The 18,294-nt window shown below is 64.0% G+C and carries 20 protein-coding genes; 7 read left to right on the top strand and 13 right to left on the bottom strand.

What is annotated here, in order from left to right; genetic code table 11:
* The first annotated feature begins 106 nt into the window (after positions 1 to 106).
* The 7 genes from AXZ77_RS04345 to AXZ77_RS04315 are packed head-to-tail and all read left to right on the top strand — an operon-like array spanning position 107 to position 7,386.
* Entirely contained in the window at positions 107 to 1,174 is a 1,068-nt protein-coding gene (locus AXZ77_RS04345) for a substrate-binding domain-containing protein (RefSeq protein WP_098410191.1), read from the top strand.
* A gap of 47 nt (positions 1,175 to 1,221) precedes the next feature.
* A complete protein-coding gene (locus AXZ77_RS04340) occupies positions 1,222 to 2,307 on the top strand; it encodes an ABC transporter ATP-binding protein (RefSeq protein ID WP_098412438.1) in 1,086 nt (361 codons plus the stop codon).
* Positions 2,304 to 3,155: an ABC transporter permease gene (locus AXZ77_RS04335; RefSeq protein ID WP_098410190.1), complete on the top strand. Its 852-nt coding sequence runs from the start codon at positions 2,304 to 2,306 to the stop codon at positions 3,153 to 3,155. Before AXZ77_RS04340 ends, AXZ77_RS04335 begins: the two co-directional genes overlap by 4 nt.
* A gap of 1 nt (position 3,156) precedes the next feature.
* Positions 3,157 to 3,933: an ABC transporter permease gene (locus AXZ77_RS04330; protein WP_078599613.1), complete on the top strand. Its 777-nt coding sequence runs from the start codon at positions 3,157 to 3,159 to the stop codon at positions 3,931 to 3,933.
* A 29-nt stretch (positions 3,934 to 3,962) separates the two neighbouring features.
* A complete protein-coding gene (locus tag AXZ77_RS04325) occupies positions 3,963 to 5,198 on the top strand; it encodes a diaminopropionate ammonia-lyase (RefSeq protein WP_098412437.1) in 1,236 nt (411 codons plus the stop codon).
* Positions 5,195 to 6,466, top strand: a complete 1,272-nt coding sequence (locus AXZ77_RS04320; protein WP_098410189.1) for a Zn-dependent hydrolase — start codon at positions 5,195 to 5,197, stop codon at positions 6,464 to 6,466. The genes AXZ77_RS04325 and AXZ77_RS04320 overlap by 4 nt, the downstream gene beginning before the upstream one ends.
* Positions 6,463 to 7,386 (top strand): N-carbamoyl-D-amino-acid hydrolase, encoded by a 924-nt coding sequence (locus tag AXZ77_RS04315; protein WP_098410188.1) that lies wholly within the window; start codon positions 6,463 to 6,465, stop codon positions 7,384 to 7,386. Before AXZ77_RS04320 ends, AXZ77_RS04315 begins: the two co-directional genes overlap by 4 nt.
* Before the next feature lie 19 nt (positions 7,387 to 7,405).
* Here the strand turns inward: AXZ77_RS04315 and AXZ77_RS04310 are convergent, their stop codons facing one another.
* The 13 genes from AXZ77_RS04310 to speB form a co-directional block, all read right to left on the bottom strand.
* Positions 7,406 to 7,825 carry a hypothetical protein gene (locus AXZ77_RS04310; RefSeq protein WP_098410187.1) on the bottom strand — a complete coding sequence of 140 codons (420 nt, stop codon included), beginning with the start codon at positions 7,823 to 7,825 and terminating at the stop codon, positions 7,406 to 7,408.
* A gap of 277 nt (positions 7,826 to 8,102) precedes the next feature.
* Positions 8,103 to 8,507 carry a VOC family protein gene (locus tag AXZ77_RS04305; protein ID WP_098410186.1) on the bottom strand — a complete coding sequence of 135 codons (405 nt, stop codon included), beginning with the start codon at positions 8,505 to 8,507 and terminating at the stop codon, positions 8,103 to 8,105.
* A 106-nt stretch (positions 8,508 to 8,613) separates the two neighbouring features.
* The gene (gene wrbA, locus AXZ77_RS04300) at positions 8,614 to 9,207 is read right to left on the bottom strand and encodes an NAD(P)H:quinone oxidoreductase (RefSeq protein WP_098410185.1); all 594 of its coding nucleotides are present in this window, start codon (positions 9,205 to 9,207) and stop codon (positions 8,614 to 8,616) included.
* Positions 9,208 to 9,251: 44 nt separating this feature from the next.
* On the bottom strand, positions 9,252 to 10,160 hold the full coding sequence (locus AXZ77_RS04295) for a pirin family protein (protein WP_098410184.1): 909 nt from the start codon (positions 10,158 to 10,160) through the stop codon (positions 9,252 to 9,254).
* A gap of 173 nt (positions 10,161 to 10,333) precedes the next feature.
* Entirely contained in the window at positions 10,334 to 11,905 is a 1,572-nt protein-coding gene (locus AXZ77_RS04290) for a GMC family oxidoreductase (RefSeq protein WP_098410183.1), read from the bottom strand.
* Positions 11,906 to 11,916: 11 nt separating this feature from the next.
* Positions 11,917 to 12,447, bottom strand: coding sequence for a Twin-arginine translocation pathway signal (locus tag AXZ77_RS04285; protein WP_176535960.1), 531 nt, complete (start codon positions 12,445 to 12,447; stop codon positions 11,917 to 11,919).
* 30 nt (positions 12,448 to 12,477) lie between these two features.
* Positions 12,478 to 12,873 (bottom strand): VOC family protein, encoded by a 396-nt coding sequence (locus AXZ77_RS04280; protein ID WP_078545828.1) that lies wholly within the window; start codon positions 12,871 to 12,873, stop codon positions 12,478 to 12,480.
* A gap of 114 nt (positions 12,874 to 12,987) precedes the next feature.
* The gene (locus AXZ77_RS04275) at positions 12,988 to 13,281 is read right to left on the bottom strand and encodes a ribbon-helix-helix domain-containing protein (RefSeq protein ID WP_038079934.1); all 294 of its coding nucleotides are present in this window, start codon (positions 13,279 to 13,281) and stop codon (positions 12,988 to 12,990) included.
* Between the two features lie 119 nt (positions 13,282 to 13,400).
* Complete coding sequence (locus tag AXZ77_RS04270) at positions 13,401 to 14,201, bottom strand: ABC transporter permease (RefSeq protein WP_098410181.1); 801 nt, start codon at positions 14,199 to 14,201, stop codon at positions 13,401 to 13,403.
* Positions 14,198 to 15,034 carry an ABC transporter permease gene (locus AXZ77_RS04265; RefSeq protein WP_218000471.1) on the bottom strand — a complete coding sequence of 279 codons (837 nt, stop codon included), beginning with the start codon at positions 15,032 to 15,034 and terminating at the stop codon, positions 14,198 to 14,200. Before AXZ77_RS04265 ends, AXZ77_RS04270 begins: the two co-directional genes overlap by 4 nt.
* 14 nt (positions 15,035 to 15,048) lie before the next feature.
* A complete protein-coding gene (locus tag AXZ77_RS04260; RefSeq protein ID WP_098410179.1) occupies positions 15,049 to 16,089 on the bottom strand; it encodes an ABC transporter ATP-binding protein in 1,041 nt (346 codons plus the stop codon).
* 73 nt (positions 16,090 to 16,162) lie between these two features.
* Positions 16,163 to 17,227 carry a PotD/PotF family extracellular solute-binding protein gene (locus tag AXZ77_RS04255; protein WP_098410178.1) on the bottom strand — a complete coding sequence of 355 codons (1,065 nt, stop codon included), beginning with the start codon at positions 17,225 to 17,227 and terminating at the stop codon, positions 16,163 to 16,165.
* 26 nt (positions 17,228 to 17,253) lie between these two features.
* The gene (gene speB, locus AXZ77_RS04250; RefSeq protein ID WP_098410177.1) at positions 17,254 to 18,213 is read right to left on the bottom strand and encodes an agmatinase; all 960 of its coding nucleotides are present in this window, start codon (positions 18,211 to 18,213) and stop codon (positions 17,254 to 17,256) included.
* Positions 18,214 to 18,294 lie beyond the last annotated feature (81 nt).

Below are 18,294 nucleotides of genomic sequence, written 5' to 3'. Positions count from 1 at the left end.
ACCGCGCATGGCCCGAATGAAAGCGTATTTTCATTTTTAGCGTTTTGTGAAATAATTCTTTCCTGCGAAGGTGACCTCGCCATCTCATGCAGCGAAAGGATATGCCATGGATCGCCGACTATTCCTGAAATCTGCGCTTGCGGGCACCGCTCTCGGGGCGTTCGGCCCGGCGGGACGAGCGCTGGCCGCGACCGATCTTCTTTGGATGACCTGGGAGAACCTCGCGAAAGACGACTATCTCGCGCCCTTCCTCGACAGCCATGACGTCGACCTGACGAAGACCTTCATCGGCACCGATGACGAGCAATTCGCGAAACTTCGCGCCGGCGGGGCCTCCTCGGTGGACCTGATCACGCCCGGCCTCGACAAGGTTTCCTACTACACCGCGTCAGACCTTCTGCAGCCGATCGACTTCGACAAGGTGCCGAACGCGAAACTCCTCTACGACACGTTCAAGAAGACCGATCTGGGCAAGACGGACGGCCAGACCTACGGCATCCCCTTCTATTGGGGCATCAACCCGATCGTCTATCGCGCCGACCTGATGGATGAAGAGCCCGATTGGTCCGTCTTCTTCGAGGGCGACAAATACAACGGCAAGCTCGCGATGCGCGACTACGCGCTCGAAGGGATCATGATCGCCGCGATGTATCTGGGGATTCCGCGCGACGAAATGTTCACGATGGACGACAAGCAGCTCGCCGAAGTGAAAAAGGTGCTGATGATCCAGAAGAGCAAGCTGCGCACCTACTGGAACTCGATCGGCGACCTGACCAACCTGTTCGCGACCGGCGAAGTCGTCTGCGCCTTCTCCTGGGTGCCGCCCTATTACGACCTGAAGGAAAAGGGTCTCGAAATGGGCATGGCCAAACCCAAGCAGGGCGTCATCGGCTGGTGCGACACGATCGCCGTGCCCAAGGGCGTCGAGGGCGCACGCCGGGACTCGGTGTTCGAACTGGTGAACTACCTGCTCGGCCCGACCTACGGCAAGAAGCTCGCCTATGGCGGCCCCTATGCGCAATCGACCTCCGCCGCGCGCGACGAGATCGACGAAGCCCAGCAGGAGAAGATCTTCATCAAGGACCTGTCGGTGATGGATAACTTCGTCTGGAAGCAAAATCCGCCGCGCTACAACGACTGGGTCGCACTCTGGAACGAAGTGAAGGCCAGCTAAGAATGACCGAGGCAGGTTCCGGGCCGACGGGTGGGCAGGGGCAGACAATGCCCCTGCTCCGCGCGCGTGCCCTTTGTAAGACATATGGCACCGTGCAGGCCGTGCGCGGTGTGAATTTCCGGCTCGACGAGAACTCCTACGTCACGCTGCTGGGGCCTTCGGGCTGCGGCAAGACCTCGATCCTGCGCATGATCGGCGGGTTCGAGGAGGTGAGCGAGGGGATGCTCGAGCTTGACGGCAAGAAGATCAACGACGTGTCCGCAAGCGCCCGCCCGATCAACACCGTCTTTCAAAGCTATGCCCTCTTCCCGCATCTGAGCGTTCTCGAAAACGTGGGCTTCGGTCTGCGCTACAAGGGGCTGAGCCGCAAGGAAGAGCGCGAAAAGGCCCGCGCGGCGCTGGAAACCGTGCAGATGACCGCGATGGCCGACCGCCGCCCGCGCCAGCTCTCGGGCGGGCAGCAACAGCGCGTAGCGCTGGCTCGCGCGATCGCCAACGAGCCGCGCCTGCTGCTGCTCGATGAGCCGCTTTCCGCGCTCGACCGGCGGATGCGCAAGGACATGCAGATCGAGCTGAAGGACCTGCAGCGGCGACTGAAAATGACCTTTCTCCATGTCACCCACGATCAGGAAGAGGCCTTCGCGCTCTCGGATTGGATCATCGTGATGCGTGACGGGATCATCGAACAACAGGGCGCGCCGGATACGATTTATCGCCGCCCCGAGACCGCCTATGTGGCCGATTTCATCGGTGGCGCGGCCTGCGTGCCGGGGAAGATCACCGACACTGCGATCGGCGCCTACGAGATCGAGACCCCCTTGGGCCAGTTCGCGACACCCGGCGTGCGCGGTCTCAAAGCCGGCTCTCCCGCCGTGCTGTGCCTGCGCCCCGAGCAACTGTTCCTCGACCCGCAGGGCCGGATTTCCGCGCGCGTGACCCATGCCGTTTATCGCGGCGCGGAGTGGCTGGTGGAAGCCGAAGCCGCGGGCATCACGCTGGCGCTGACCGTAGGCCATGACGACGTGCCCGAGATCGGCGCGGAGATTCGCATCGGCTTTGATCCCGCGCAGGTCTGGATCGCGCGGCCCGAGGCCGAACAGAAGGCAGACCGGGCCACGGAGGCCAAGCCATGAGCCTGCGCGTCGGCACGCTCCTCGCCGCCCCGGTGACGGCCTTCCTGCTGGCGCTTTGCGTGGCGCCGCTGCTGATCCTCTTTGCCTACAGCTTCTTCCGCGTCGATTTCGTCGCGATCTCCTACGACCCGTCCTTCGCCAATTACGCAAAGATCGCGGGCTCTGCGACCTATCGCGGGCTGATCCTGAAGGCCTTCGGCTCGGGTGCGCTCGTGGTCGCGATCACCTCCGTGATCGGCTACCCGGTCGCGTGGTTCCTTGCCAAACGCGCGGGCGCAATGAAATCCGCGCTGCTGACGCTGCTGCTTGTGCCGCTTTATTCCGGCGATCTGGTGCGGGTGTTTGCGTGGCGCGTGCTGCTGGGGGCCGAGGGCGTCATCAACCGCTCGCTGATCTGGGCAGGCGTCACCGACGCGCCCATCCAGGGGCTGCTGTTCTCGCCCCTCGCGACCCATATCGCGCTGACCTATAACTACCTGCCCTTCATGGTGATCGGGCTGTGGCTCGCCTTCGAGAGCCTCGACGACGCCTGGCTGGAAGCCGCCGCCGATCTCGGCGCGCGCAGCCCCAGCCGCTTCGCCCGCGTGACCCTGCCGCTGACCTTCCCCGGCCTCGTTGCCGGCGGGCTGATGGTCTTCGTGATGGTGGTCGGCGATTACCTGACGCCGCAGCTGCTGGGCGGGGCCTCGGGGATCACCGTGATCTCGGCGATCAACGACCTCTTCGGCACCGCCTTCGACTGGCCGCTGGGTTCCGCCATCGCCTGGACGATGCTCGCGATCCTGATGGCCTTCTTCGCCGTGGGCGCGATGCTGATCCGCCGCTCCAGCCTTGTGGGAGGGTCCTGACATGTCGCGCCTCTCCACGCTTTGGGTCTGGGCGGTTTTCGCCTTCATGTATCTGCCGATCGCGATGATCGCGCTGTTTTCGGTCAACGATTCCAAGATCATGTCCCTGCCCTTCTCAGGCTTTACCCTGAAATGGTATGCCGAGGTGATGGGCGACGGGCGTCTGGGCGGCGGCTTCCTGACCACGCTCAGCGTCGCCTTCCCCGTCGCGATCTGCGCGACGCTTCTGGGCGGGCTCGCCGCTTTGGCGATCAGCTTCTACCCGATGCGCGGACGCGGCATCTTCGCGGTGTTGCTGCTCGCGCCCTTCCTGATCCCGAAGCTGATCCTCGCCGTGGCGCAGCTGATCATGTTCAACGAGACCGGGGTGGAGCGCAGCCTGCTGACGGTGATCGCCGCGCAGACTGTGATCGTGCTGCCCTTCTCGACGCTGGTGATCGCCTCGGTGCTGATCCGCATCGACCGCGGGCTGCTGGAAGCCGCCGCCGATCTGGGGGCCTCGGGCCTGTCGGCCTTCCGCCGGGTGGTGCTGCCGCTGATGGCGAACGGGCTGATGGCGTCGTGGGTCGTGGCCTTCGTGCTGTCTTCGGCCGAATACGTCCTGACCGCTTTCGTCTCGGGCCGCGCGCAACCGCTCTCGGTGCTCGTCGCCTCTGACTTCCGCTTCGCGCTCTCTCCCTCACTCAACGCGCTCGCCGTGATGATCGTGTTCGGCAACATCGCCCTCGTGGCGCTGGCCGAGCTGATCCGCCGCCGCGCCTCAAAGACGGGGGCCTGAGCGCGATGACCAACCACAAGGACCCCATCATGATTTTCGAAAATGCCCTCGGAGAAGGGCAATCCAACGAGCTCATTCTGAACCCGCATTACGACACCGCGAAAGGCTACGGGCCCAAGCAGGAAGCGGTTCTGAATGACGCCGCCTTCGATCTGGCCAAGCGCACGATTTCTTCGTGGGAGGGCTACGCGCCGACGCCCCTCGTCTCGCTGCCCGCAATGGCAGCAAAGGCGGGCGTGGCCGAGATTCAGTTCAAGGATGAGGGCGGGCGCTTCGGCCTCGGCAGCTTCAAGGCTTTGGGAGGCGCCTATGCGGTGCTGCGGCTTCTGGCCCGTGAGATCGCGAAGGCGAAAGAGATTCCCGAACCCAGCGCCGAAGACATCGTGGCGGGCAAATATGCCGATATCGTCTCGCAACTGACCGTCTGCTGCGCCACCGACGGCAATCACGGGCGCTCGGTCGCATGGGGCGCGCAACGCTTCGGCTGCCGCTGCGTGATCTTCATCCACGCCACCGTCTCGGAGGGCCGCAAGGAAGCCATCGAGGCCTATGGCGCCGAGGTCCGCCGCTGCGCAGGCAATTACGACGACAGCGTCCGCGAGGCGCAGGAAACCGCAACGCGCGAGGGTTGGTTCGTCGTCTCCGACACCTCCTATCCGGGCTATACCGAGATTCCGAAAGACGTGATGCAGGGCTACGAGCTGATGGCGGCGGAAGCGGCCGATACGCTCGGCACCCCGCCCACCCATATCTTCATCCAGACCGGCGTCGGCGGGCTGGCGGCGGCGGTCGCGGCACAATTCGCGCGCCGTTTCGGCCCCGAGGCCCCGCGCGTGATCCTTGCCGATCCCGACCAATCGGCCTGCTGGCTCGAGACGATCCGCGAAAGCAAACCCACCGCCGTCGAGGGCGATCTGGACACGCTGATGGCAGGTCTTGCCTGTGGCGAGGTCTCGCTGCTGGCGTGGGACGTGCTGGAGCCTCTGACCTTCGCGGTGATGTCCGTGGCCGACCCCGATGCAGTCGCGGTGATGCGCGCGCTGGCCAACCCCGAGGGGGGCGATCCGCCAGTGGCCGCCGGAGAATCCGCCGTGGCGGGGCTCGCCGCCTTCCTTGCCGCCGCCGAGAATGATGAGGCGCGCGCAGCCCTCGGGATCGACGCGAATTCCCGCATCCTGTGTTTCGGCACGGAAGGCGACACCGACGCCGCGCTGTTCAAAACCCTCGTCGGTCGCAACGCCGCCGAAGTTCGAGGCGCGGCATGAGTATCGCGATCGACATAGAACGCCTGATGTTTCGTCTGGAATGGCTGGGCAAGGTTGGCACCCTGCCCGGTGGCGGCGTGAAGCGCCTCGCGCTTTCCCCTGAAGACGCCGAAGGCCGCGCCCTCGTGATGCGCTGGATGTGCGACCTCGGGCTTGAGATCACCACGGACGTCATCGGCAATTGCTGGGGCATCCGCGCGGGCGAGGAAGACGGCCCGCCGGTCGTGATGGGCTCGCATATCGATACGGTCGCGACGGGAGGTCTCTATGACGGCAGCCTCGGCGTGTTGGCCGGGCTGGAAGTGATCGAGGCGCTCAATGCCGCTGGCGCGCGCACCCGCCGCCCCGTTGCGGTCGCGTTCTTCACCAATGAGGAAGGCGCGCGTTTCGCCCCGGACATGATGGGCTCGGGCGTGGCGCAAGGCGCGCTGCCGCTCGACGAGATGCTGGAGGTGGAAGGCATCGACGGGGTGCGCCTGCGCGAGGCGCTCGCCGCCATCGATGCCGCAGGCCCCGCCCCGGTCGGCGCGCTGAAGCCCCATAGCTATCTGGAACTGCATATCGAACAGGGCCCGGTGCTGGAGACCGAGGAGCTGCAGATCGGCGTCGTCACCGGCGTGCAGGGCATTTCCTGGACCGAGATCACCGTCACGGGCGCCTCTGCCCATGCGGGCACGACGCCGATGGCGCTGCGCCATGATGCGGGCGCCGTGGCGGCCCGGATCGCGGTCGAGGCGCAGCAGATCGCCGCCGATCACGGTCCGCCGCAGGTCGCGACCGTGGGGCGGATGCGCGTCTCGCCCGATCTGGTGAACGTGGTGCCGCAGGAAGCGGTGATGACCGTCGATCTGCGCCATACCGACGAGGCCACGCTGCAGAAGGCCGAGACCCGGCTCTGGCGCGCCGCGCAGGATTTCGCACGCGCCGGGGGCTGCGCGATCACGCGCCGGACGCTGGCCCGCTTCGAACCGGTGGAGTTCGACCCGGCATTGGTGGACAGCGTCGAGGCCGCCGCCCATGCGCGCGGGCTGGGCCATCGCCGGATGCCCTCGGGCGCGGGCCATGACGCGCAGATGTTCGCGCCCAATTGCCCTTCGGCCATGATCTTCGTGCCCTCGCAGGACGGGGTCAGCCACAACATTCACGAATATACCGCGCCCTCGGACATCGCGGGCGGGGCACAGGTGCTGATGGATGTCGTCTGCCAGCAGGCGGAGCTTCAGGACGCGCCCGAATTTCAAACGATCGAGACAGGACAATTGCCATGACCCGCAAATTCATAGCCGCCGCCGCACAGCTTGGACCGATTGCGCGTGACGAGCCGCGTGCCTCCGCCGTGGCGCGGATGCAGAAGCTTTTGATCGACGCCCATCGGCGCGGCGCGGAACTGGTCGTCTTTCCCGAACTGGCGCTGACCACTTTCTTCCCGCGCTGGCTTATCGAGGACGAGGCGGAGCTCGACGCATTCTACGAGACCGAGATGCCGAACGCGGAGGTGCAGCCGCTGTTCGATACCGCCCGCGAACTGGGTGTCGGCTTCTATCTCGGCTATGCGGAGATCGCCTACGAGAAAGGCCAGAAGCGCCGCTTCAACACCTCGATCACCGTCGACAAGACCGGCCAGATCATTGGCAAATATCGCAAGATCCACCTGCCCGGCCATCCCGAATACGAAGACTGGCGCCCCTTCCAGCATCTGGAGAAGCGCTATTTCGAGCATGGCAATCTGGGCTTTGGCGTCTTCGACGGCTTCGGCGGCAAGCTCGGCATGTGCCTGTGCAACGACCGCCGCTGGCCCGAGACCTTCCGCGTGCTGGGTCTGCGCGGGGCGGAACTGGTGATGCTGGGTTACAATACGCCGGTGCATTACCCGCTCGCGCCCGAGCATGATCACCTGCAGGACTTCCACAACCACCTGTCGATGCAGGCGGGCGCCTATGCGAACGGGTGCTGGGTGATCGGCACCGCGAAAGCGGGGCGCGAAGAAGGCTGCGACCTGATCGGCGGCACGTGCATCATCGCGCCCACCGGCGAGATCATCGCCAAGACCCAAGGGTTCGGCGATGAGCTGGCGATGGCCGAAATCGACCTCGACCGCTGCCGGGAGTTGCGCGAGAATGTCTTCAACTTCGCGCTTCACCGCGAACCCGAGGATTATCGCGACATCTGCGCCGACCGCGCGAGTTGATGGAGGTCAGGTCTTCCGGTCAGTGCAGCGGTGCGTCGGACGCCGCGAGCTGTTCGGCATACGCGCCCCGGACCTTGAGCGAGGTCAGCATCGGCTGGGACTGCATGATGTACCCCTCGAGGAAGGTGACGAGCGCGATGCGCCAGCGTCTTTCGATCTCGATATAGGGATCGGAGGTGGCGAAGGAACTCACCTTGACGGAGACCGAGAATTTCTGGGGATCGAAGGTTGCACGTTGGTCGAGCAACTCGGTCCGCAGGATCGACGTGAGCACCTTTTCAGGCTGCGCCAGATTTGCCGAGCCTTTCAGGTCGATCGAATCGGTAAAAGCATGATCGGGATCGCCGCCAATGAAACGAAGAGAAAATTTGCCAACCTCTGCAACGCCGCTCTCATCAAGCTTAACAAACAATTCGAGCGAAACGTGTTTAACATTCATGATCGATACCTCCGTTGGGCGCGAGTAGCCCCGAATGGGCCTGTGCGGCTCGCCGTTGGGGGCTGGATCACATGCAAGAGCGGCGATGTTATGACTTGAATTGGGCAATTATGGCGAATTAGTGCAGCAAGCCGTCGCAGCGTGTCGTAGCCGAGATGAAGGCAAATGTCTCGGCCTATCGGTGGGAGGTTTCAGAACCCCACGATGAAATGAAATCTGTTCCTGACGCCGGGCGGGTCGGACATGCCGCGCGGTGGACCGTCAGGCGTTCCCAAAGTCACCGGAAATAGGGATCGTCCGCGTTCTTGAGGCTGCAGATATTCCCATCCGGGTCGAGGAATGCCCCGGTCGTGCCCCAGCTGTAGTCGTTCACCTCGACTGAAATGCCCTGCGCCTCCAAGAGCCGTGCTGCAGCGGGGACATCCGGCACATTGAAACGAAGAGCGGTCGGGTTCTCGGAACGCGTCTTTCGCCCTTTGGAGGCGACGCCTTCGGTCTCGATCATCAGATAGCCATCTCCAAAGCGGAGACAGGTGAGGCTTTCCTTTTCATACCAAAACGGCAGGCCAAGCTTGGTTTGGTAGAACTCCACGCAGGCTTCGTAATTTTCGGTGAAGAGAATGATGCCATGACAGGCCACCAAGCTCGCCAGAGTGGTCTCATCGGACGCGGTTTCCACCATGTGTCTCTCCATTCGGGCTGAGGTCGTCTGAGCAAAAGGATTTTCGTCCTAACACGACTGCGCCCCCGCCCTGAAGGCGGAGGCGGCGTCATGATCTTGGAGCTGATCAGCCGACGAGCTTCGCCGTCATCTCGACAAGACGCTTCGCCTGATAGGCGATCGCGGCCTTGCCAGCCTCGGTGACGCCCCCGGCATTGGTCGAGAAGCCGTAGGGGTTGCCGCCCGCGTTGAAGATCGCCTCGTCGGTATAGCCCGGCGGAACGATGACGCAGCCCCAATGCATCGCCGTGGTGTAGAGGCCGAGGATGGTCGCCTCCTGCCCGCCATGGGCGTTCTGCGCGCTGGTCGTCGCGGTGAAGGTCTTGTTCGCCAGCTTGCCCGCGCCCCAGAGGCCGCCCAGCGTGTCGATGAAGGCGCGCATCTGGCTTGCGGAGACGCCGTAGCGGGTCGGCCCGGAGAAGAAATAGCCCTCGGCCCATTCCATATCGTCGGCGGTCACTTCCGGAATATCGCTCATCTTCTCGAGCTGGTTTTTCCAGGCGTCCTGCCCCTCGACGACGGCTTTCGGGGCGGTCTCGGGAATGCGGCGCAGGCGCACCTCGGCCCCGGCAGCCTCGGCGGCTTCCGCTGCCGCCAGTGCGACGGCATGGTTGGTGCCATAGGTGGAATAAAAGACGATTGCGATCTTCGGTTGTGCCATTTCTATCTCCTGTGTTGGGAAGGGCCTGAGGGGCAACGGCGCCCTCAGTCGTGTTTGATGAACGTGCCGTTGTTGAGTTCAGTCAGCGCCTGACGCAGTTCGTCCTGCGTGTTCATGACGATGGGACCGTGCCACGCGACGGGCTCCTGGATCGGGCGGCCGGTCATCAGCAGGAAGCGGAGACCTTCGTCCCCGGCCTGCACCGTGATCTCGTCGCCCGCGCCGAAGCGGACCAGCGTGCGGTTGCCGGTCATGTCGCGGATATTCAGCTCCTGCCCGCGATACTCCTTCTCGACCTTGATGCCGACGGGATCGCTGGCGTCGCGGAAGGTGCCGGAGCCCGCGAACACATAGGCGAGCGCATTGGAGCGCGTATCGACCGGCAGCACCTTGCGGCGTCCTGCGGGGATCGACACGTCGAGCAGCATCGGGTTCGCGGCGATCCCGTCGACCGGGCCGGTCTTGCCCCAGAACGAGCCGATGATGACCTTGACGGTCGTGCCGTCATCGTCGCCTTCGATCGGAATGTCGCTGCCGGTGATGTCCTGATAGCGCGGCGCCGTCATCTTGAGCGCGCCGGGCAGGTTGGCCCAAAGCTGGAAGCCGTGCATCTGCCCCTTCGCGTTTCCCGAGGGCATCTCCTGATGGACGATGCCGGAGCCTGCCGTCATCCACTGCACGCTGCCCGCACCAAGAAGACCGCGATTGCCGAGCGAATCCGCGTGCTCCACCTGCCCGTCGAGCACATAGGTGATCGTCTCGATGCCCCGATGCGGGTGCCACGGGAAGCCCTTGGAATAGAGCCGCGGATCGTCGTTGCGGAAATCGTCCATCATCAGGAACGGGTCGGTCAGCGACGGATCACCGAAGCCGAACACGCGATGAAGGTGAACGCCAGCTCCTTCAATCGCGGGTTGGGCCTTGCTGGTCGCCGAGACAGGTCGAAAGGTCATGTGAGCCTCCAAATATCGTTGGTGATAGTGTGGGGCTTCCTCGGGAGATTTGAATTAGCGAAGGTCCCGCATGTCCTGTGCGCAAGCGCGCAGATGGGCCAATGTTCCCAAAAAAGAACCGGGCCACCCGTGGGCAGCCCGGTCCTCTTTTGACGTAACAGATCGTCTCGGGATCAGATGTTGCCCTTCGACAATTCCCCGGCGATGAAATCCGCCTGCCGGATCGCGAGCGCGACGATGGTCAGCGTCGGGTTCTCCGCAGCGCCGGTCGTGAATTGCGAGCCATCCGAGATGAACAGGTTCGGCACATCATGGGTCTGGCCGTGCTTGTTCACCACCCCGTCGCGCGGGTTCTCGGACATCCGGTTCGTGCCGAGGTTATGCGTCGAGGGATAGGGCGGCGTCGGGAAGGTCCGGGTCGCCCCCACCGCGTCGTAGATCGCAGCGCCACGCGCATAGGCGTGATCGCGCATCGCCCGGTCGTTCGGGTGATCGGTGTAATTCACATTCGCGACCGGCAGCCCGTAGGCATCCTCGACTTCGTGGTTGAGCGTGATGCGGTTGGTCTCCTGCGGCATGTCCTCGCCGACGATCCACATTCCGGCCATGTTCTCATAGCTGTCGAGCGCCGAGGTGAACTCGCGCCCCCATCCGCCCGGATCGAGGAAGGCCGCCATGAAGGGCAGACCGAGGCTGAGCGTCTCAAGCTCATACCCGCCGACGAAGCCGCGCGAGGGATCGTGGCGCGCCTCGTCGCGGACGATGCCCGCCATCGTCGTGCCGCGCCACATCTTCACCGGCTTGTCGAAGACGCCATAGACCGAGCCCGTGGTGTGACGCATGTAGTTGCGCCCCACCTGCCCCGAGGAGTTCGCAAGGCCGTCGGGGAACATCGCCGAATGCGAATTCAGGAGCACGCGCGGGCTCTCGATCGAGTTGCCCGCGACGCAGACGATCTTGGCCTTCTGCATCTGCAGATTGCCCTCCTTGTCGAAATACTCGACGCCGGAGGCCATGCCCTGATCGTTATGCAGGATGCGGGCCACATGGCAGTGATCGCGGACCTCCAGATTGCCTGTCGCCTCGCCGCGCGGAATATCGGTGTAGGCCGACGACCACTTGGCGCCCCATTTGCAGCCCTGGAAACAGAAGCCCGTCTGCTGGCACGCCATCCGGTCGTCATAGTCGATCGAGTTGATCGCCATATGCCCGGTATTCACTTCCGCATAGCCGAGCGCCTTCGCGCCTTTCTCCAGCACCTTGAAGTTGTTGTTGCCCGGCAGCCCCGGACGGTCGCCGGTGCGGGTCACACCGAGCTTCGCTTCCGCCTTGTCGTAATAGGGCGCAAGCTCCGCCGGATCGATCGGCCAGTCGAGCAGGTTCGCCCCGTCGACATTGCCGTAATGGGTCTTCGTCTTGAACTCGTGGTCCTGAAAGCGAAGGCTCGCGCCGGCCCAGTGGATCGAGGTGCCGCCGACCGCTTTCACGATCCATGCGGGCAGCCCCGAGAAGTCCTTCGCCACCCGCCAGTCGCCGCTCGTGGTGCGCGGCTCGGTCCAGGCGAGCTGGCCGAAGCTGTCCCACTCATCGTTGATGTAATCCTCGGGCAGATAGCGACCGCCCGCCTCGAGCGCCACGACCTTGACGCCCTTCTGCGCCAACTCGTTGGCCAGCACGCCGCCGCCCGCGCCGGTGCCGATGATTACAACGACGTTGTCGTCGCTCAGATCAAATTTCGCAACCATGTCTGCCTCCCTTACAGCCAGTCGATGTCGTCAAAACCGCGGTTGATGTAGCCGCCCTTGGAATAGGACTCGCCTTCGTAGCCGAAGACCGGCCAGACCGCTTTCTGGTTGTAGAGACCTGTCACCAGACCGCCCCGGATCTTCTGGAAGAAGGGGCTCTCCTCCATGCCCCGCAGGATCGCGACGCGATCCTTCTCCCAGCCCGCCTCGAGGTAATTCGCGAAGCCTTTGCCACGCGCCGCCGCATCAAGCGCAGCGATGCCAGCTTCGATCTCGTCGGCAGTATCGGGGCTGTCGTAGCCCTTCACCGCGATGACATAATACTGGTCGTCGATCTTGTCGTGCGGATAGATATCGCGCGCCATCTGCACGAGCGTCGCGAAGGTCGTGGGCTTGAGCGCCGAGAGCTCGGTGGCCCAGGCGGCATTGCGCGCCGCCATGAACCCCGAACCCACGACGAAGCTCGCCCCCGCCACGGTCGCCCGCGCCAGCAGCTGCCGTCTGGTCAGCCCTTTCGAGCTTGCCTTGGTTGCCATTGTCATCTCCTCCCTGATGTCTCCCTTAGGAAAATCTCACTTGAAGCGGCCTTCGCGCGCGAGCACCTCGATCTGGTATCCGTCCGGATCGGCCACGAAAAAGAACTTCGCGACGACCTCCCCTGCCGGCGCGAATTCCACGAGTTTGCGAGGCGCGAGGCCCTCCGCCTCGAAGCGTTTATGTTCGGCTTCGAGATCATCGACCGAGACCGCGAAATGGCCGTAGCCATCGCCAAGGTCATAGGGCTCGGTCCGGCCCTTGTTGACGGTGAGTTCCAGTTCGAACTCGCTTTCAGGATTGCTCAGATAGACGAGCGTGAAATCCGGAAAGTCGAGACGGTCGGCGACCTTTAGGCCGAAAGCCTTGTCGTAAAACGCGACCGAGCGGTCCTCGTCGAGGACACGGATCATGGAATGAATGGATTTTGCCACCGGTTGCTCCCGCTGTAGTGCTGTCAGTTGTCCTGAGAGCCTAGCAGCGGGCCGTGGTGGGGCGGGTAGTAGGTCTATACTACCCCTTAAGAATGTTTGACGTCAGGCTTGCGCTTACTCTGCGGCGACCGCGAGCGGGGCGCGATCGTTCGAGATTTCCATGAATTTCAGACACGCGCAGCGCAGCAGCGACGTAAAGTTCGACGGCTCCCCGCGCAGTTCGAGCACTTCCGCATGCAGCGTAGAGATGAAAGTCGGCGTGGACACCCCGTCGCGCGCGGCGATCTCGTCGAGAATGTCCCAGAATGCGTTCTCGAGCCGGATGCTCGTGCTTTGCCCGTTGAGCCGCAGCCTGCGCGTCTCGCTGGAATAGCGCTCCGGGTCCTGACCGGCGAATACATGGCACATATCGTCTCTCCTCCCTCAGATCCGATTGCCGAGGCGAACCAAGATTCACCCGAGACTCAAGAATATGGGCAATCCGGGGCGGGTCAATCGTGTTGTGATGGGGGGCTGGGCGCGCGCCCTCAGTCGCCAGATCCCCGCTCCGACCCCATCAGGCGCGGCAGGTCGCCGAACTTGCCGATCAGCCCGAAGACAATCGCGGCAAGCAGAACGAAAAGGACCGACACTACCCCGAGGATCGGCGTGTAGCCGTAGCGCAGGGCGTTGAAGATCTTGATCGGGATCGTCTCGACCGTGAAGCCCGCGACCATATAGGCGATGATGTATTCGTTGAGGCTGAGCACGAAGGCGAAGGCATAGCCCGACACGATAAAGGGCAGCACGAGCGGGCCGATCACCGTGCGCAGCACCGTCCAGCGCCCTGCCCCCATCACCCGCGCGGCCTCCAGCAAAGCGCGGTCGATGCCTTTCAGCCCCAGCGAGATCGTCACCAGCGGCAGCGTCACGAGGAAGACGGCATGCGAGACGATCGTGGCCCAGATCTGGCCGTATCCGCCGACCGTCATCCAGAACACCATGAAGCCCAGCGCGGAGATCACCGGCGGCAGCGTGAAGGGCGCAAGCCCCAATCCGGTCAGGATCCGCGCGGCGATCCCGTTACGCTCCCACACGAAAAGCGCCAGCGGCAGGGCGATGGCCACCGACAGGGCCGAGGCACAGGCCGCGATCAGCAGCGAATGTCCCAGCGGCACCAGCCATGCGCTGTCCTGGAACAGCTCGCCATACCAGCGCAGCGACGGCTCCACCGGCGGGAAGCGCAGCGTCTGCGGGCCGTTCAGCGACACGCCGGTCACGACGACCAGCGGCGCGAGCAGCAGAAGGAGGATCACGATCACATAGGCGCGTTTGAGCCAGCTTGTCATGATGCGCTCCTTTGCCGTCCGGCGAGCGAGGCGAGGCCCACGAGGGCCAGCGCCACCAGCATCAGGAAGATCGACATCGCCGCGGCGAAAGGCAGGTTCGTCTGGTAGATCGCCTGATCGGTGATGTGGACCGAGAGCGTCCAATCCTCTGAGCGCCCCAGAAGCTGCGGAAGAAGATACGAACCCAGCGTGAAGACGAAGACGAGGATGAAAGCGCCCACGATCGCCCCGCGCAGATTGGGCACGATCACCCCGAAGAAGGCGCGCGAGGCGGAGGCCCCCATGACGCGGGCGGCCTCGACGATCTCGGGATCGAGCCGGGAGACCGGCGGATAGAGCACGAGAACCGCGAAGGGAAAGCCGATATAGCAAAGCCCGGTGATCAGCGCGAAAAGCGACGGCGTATAGGCGCGCGGCGCGTCGATCAGCCCGAGCCAATAGAACAGGTTCGAAATCCCCGCCGTCTTCGACAGCAAGGTCGAGAGCGAGAAACCGATGATCACCTCTGACAGCGACAGCACCGAGAGCAGCACCACAAGCGCAAGGGTCTGCGCCCGGTGGCTCATCGAGCCGAGGAACACGGTGAAGGGGAAGGCCAGCACGACGCAGATCGCAGCCGCAGCCAGCGACACGCCGATCGAGACGCCCATCACCTTGGCGAAGAAGGCGGTCATGAACCGAGCGTAATGCGTGAGTTCGAAACCGGGGATGAAAGCCCCGGCCGGGTCGCGCTGCGAGACCGAGACCGCGACCATGATCCCGAAGGGCACGAGGAAGAAAACCGCCAGCATCAGCGCTGGCCACAAGCCGACCCAACCCGGGGTGGCACGCATGTCGGTTCCGCTTCTCATGTCACCACCACGCGCTCGCCCGGGCGGAAGCTGAGGCTGACCCGGTCGCCGGGGCGGTAGCTCGCCTGCGCCTCGGGGGAGAGCTGTGCGATGATCTCCTGGCCCTGCGCCTGCAGCAGCACATGGCGGCTCTCGCCGAGATCGCGCAGGAAGGTCACCTCCGCCTCGATCCCGCCAGCGCCTACGGGCTCGATGGCGACATGTTCGGGGCGCACGGAGAGCTGCGCATCGCCTTGGTCGAGGCCGATCCGGTCGCCCTCGGCAATCGGCAGCCGCGCGCCCAACACCTCGATCGTGCCATCGCGCACCGTGCAGGGCAGAAGGTTCGTCGTGCCGATGAACCCCGCGACGAAGGCATTCGCGGGATTGCGATATATCTCCATCGGCGCCCCCGCCTGCTGGATCACGCCGTCCTTCATCACGATGACCAGATCGGCCATGGTCAGGGCCTCTTTCTGGTCATGGGTGACGACGATCGTGGTGACGCCGAGGCTTTGCTGAATCTGGCGCAGCTCGATCTGCATATGCTCGCGAAGCCCTGCGTCGAGCGCCGAGAGCGGTTCGTCGAGCAGGAAGACTTTCGGGTCGATGGCGAGGCCGCGCGCAATCGCGACGCGCTGACGCTGACCGCCCGAAAGCTGGTCGACCCGGCGTGCGCCCATCGACGGCAGGCGCACCAGTTCGAGCAATTCTTCGGCCTTCGCATCGCGCGTGGTGCGATCCGCGCCCCGGATCGCGAGCGGATAGGTGATGTTCCCCGCCACGTCGAGATGCGGGAACAGCGCGAGCGACTGGAACACCATGCCCATGTCGCGCCGGTGGGTGGGGATGCGGGTCTGATCCTCGCCATCGACGACGACGCGACCGCTGGTCGGGGTCTCAAGCCCGGCGACGACCCGCAGAAGCGTGGTCTTGCCGCAGCCGGACGGCCCCAGGAGGCAGACGAACTTCCCCGTCGGAATGTCGAGCGACACGTCATCGAGGGCGGTAAACGACCCGAATTTCTTGCTTAGCCGCTCGATGCGCAGATTGGTCATCGCTGTTTTGTTCCCTCAAAGCAGACAAGCGCCGTGGCGGCACGAAGACGCCACGGCGTAGGGTGTGGCCAAATCAGCCGGTGATCATTTCCGACCACTTCTGATTGATCCAGTCACCGCGATCCACATAGATGTCGTAGAGCGGCAGGATCGGCTTCTGGTCCGACGACACGGCGGCGAATTCCGCGTCGGTCAGATCGGTCATCTCGCGCGGCACGGTCGGCGCGGTGCCGACATTGCGCGACATCTTCGCCTGGATTTCCGGCTGCGCCATGTAGTCGATGAAGACCTGCGCCTGATCGAGCGCGCTCGACGCCTTCGACACCACCCAGGAGCCGGAATCGAGCACCGCGCCCTCTTCGGGGAAGGTCGAGCGGACGGGCTTGTCCTGCGACGCGGCCAGCGAGGTCACGTCGTGGTAATACTCGCCCATCGGGATTTCGCCGGTCTCCAGCGCCTGCTGGAACTGACCTTCGTCACGATACCACAGGCGCACGTTCGGCTTCACCTCGGCGAGCTTCTCCATGACCTTGAGGATACCGTCCTCGGTCTTGAGAATGTCGGTGCCGCCGAAATAGGTGGTCGCGGTGATCTCGAGCAGGAAGGAGTTGGTCGCAAGCGACATCAGCCCCAGCTTGTCCTTGTTCGCCGGATCCCACAGCGCTTTCCACGAGGTCGGCGCATCGGCATAGGCGTCGGTGTTGGTCACGAGCGTGACATACCAGCTCACCGCGCCCGTTCCATAGACGCTGCCATCCTCATAGCGATGCACGAAGTGATCGGGCAGCGCGGAGATATTGCTCATCTTGTCCGCGTCGAGCTTGGCCCAGAGCTGCGAACGCTCGCCCTTGATACGCGGCAGTTGCGCCATCATCGAGACATCCGCCGGGGCCTGCCCCGCACGGGCGGCCTGCGAAAGCTGAACGAGCCATGCTTCGCCCGTCGGCTCGGCGATGCTTTCGACCTCGATGCCGGTGGCGGCGGTGAAGTCGGGGTAGATGAACTTGTCGAAGCTGTCCTTGAAGTAGCCGCCATAGGTGCCGACCTTCAGCGTCGAAGAGGCCGCGCGCAGCACGGTGGGGGCCGCCAGCGCGGCCGTTCCAAGCGCGGCACTTATTAGAAACTTACGTCTTTGCATCGGATAATCTCCCTGTTGTCCGGCTTTTAATTGCGCCCTTGCGGCACGCCGGGCAGCGCGCAGAGCATTTCATAGAGGAAGTTCGCGGCGATCACCGCCGTGTTGCCCGCCATGTCATAGGGCGGAGACACTTCGACGAGATCGCAGCCCACCAGATTGAGCCCGGCAGTCCCGCGAATGATTTCGAGCCCCTGCATCGTCGTCAGCCCGCCGACCTCGACCGTGCCCGTGCCGGGCGCGAAGGCCGGATCGAGGCTGTCGATATCGTAAGACAGATAGACTGGAGCGTCACCGATCTGCGCACGGATATCCGCCATCAGCGGCGCGAGCGATTTGTGCCAGCACTCTTCGGCCTGAATACAGGTCCAGCCGCGCTCGCGGCCCCAGTCGAAATCGTCCGCGCCGTAGCCGGTGCCGCGCAACCCGATCTGGAAGACCTTGTCATTGATCAGGCAGCCTTCCTCCCAAGCGCGCCGGAACGGGCAGCCATGGGCGGCCGTTTCGCCGAACATCTCCTCGTTCGTGTCGGAATGCGCATCGACATGGATGAGCGCGACCGGCCCGTGCTTTTCCTTGATCGCCCGCAGAATGGGCCAGGTGAGCGTGTGATCGCCGCCCAGCGTGAGCGGGGTCGCATCTTGGCCGAGGATCGAGCGGTAATGCTCCGCGATGATCTCGACCGACTTCTTCAGGTCGTAGAGATTGACCGGCACATCCCCGATATCGGCCACCTGAAGATGCTCGAAGGGCGCTGCTCCCGTGGCCATGTTGTAAGGCCGGATCATGCGGCTCTCGTCACGGATCTGGCGCGGACCGAGCCGCGTGCCGGGGCGGTTCGACGTGCCGATATCCATCGGAATACCCACGAAACACGCGTCCAGCCCCTCCGCCGTAGGCGCGCTGGGCAGTCGCATCATCGTCGCGGGCCCCCCAGTGCGCGGCATCGCGTTTCCGCTGAGGGGCTGGTTGAATCGGTGTTCGGTCATCGCTGTCTCCGTGGTTCAGCGAACCATGCGGCGAGGGGATGGTCTGAAAAATATCGATGCGTCGAAATTCACTTCGATAGA

Source organism: Thioclava sp. ES.031 (assembly GCF_002563775.1).
GTDB lineage: Bacteria > Pseudomonadota > Alphaproteobacteria > Rhodobacterales > Rhodobacteraceae > Thioclava.
This window is presented reverse-complemented; position numbering and strand designations above follow the sequence as displayed.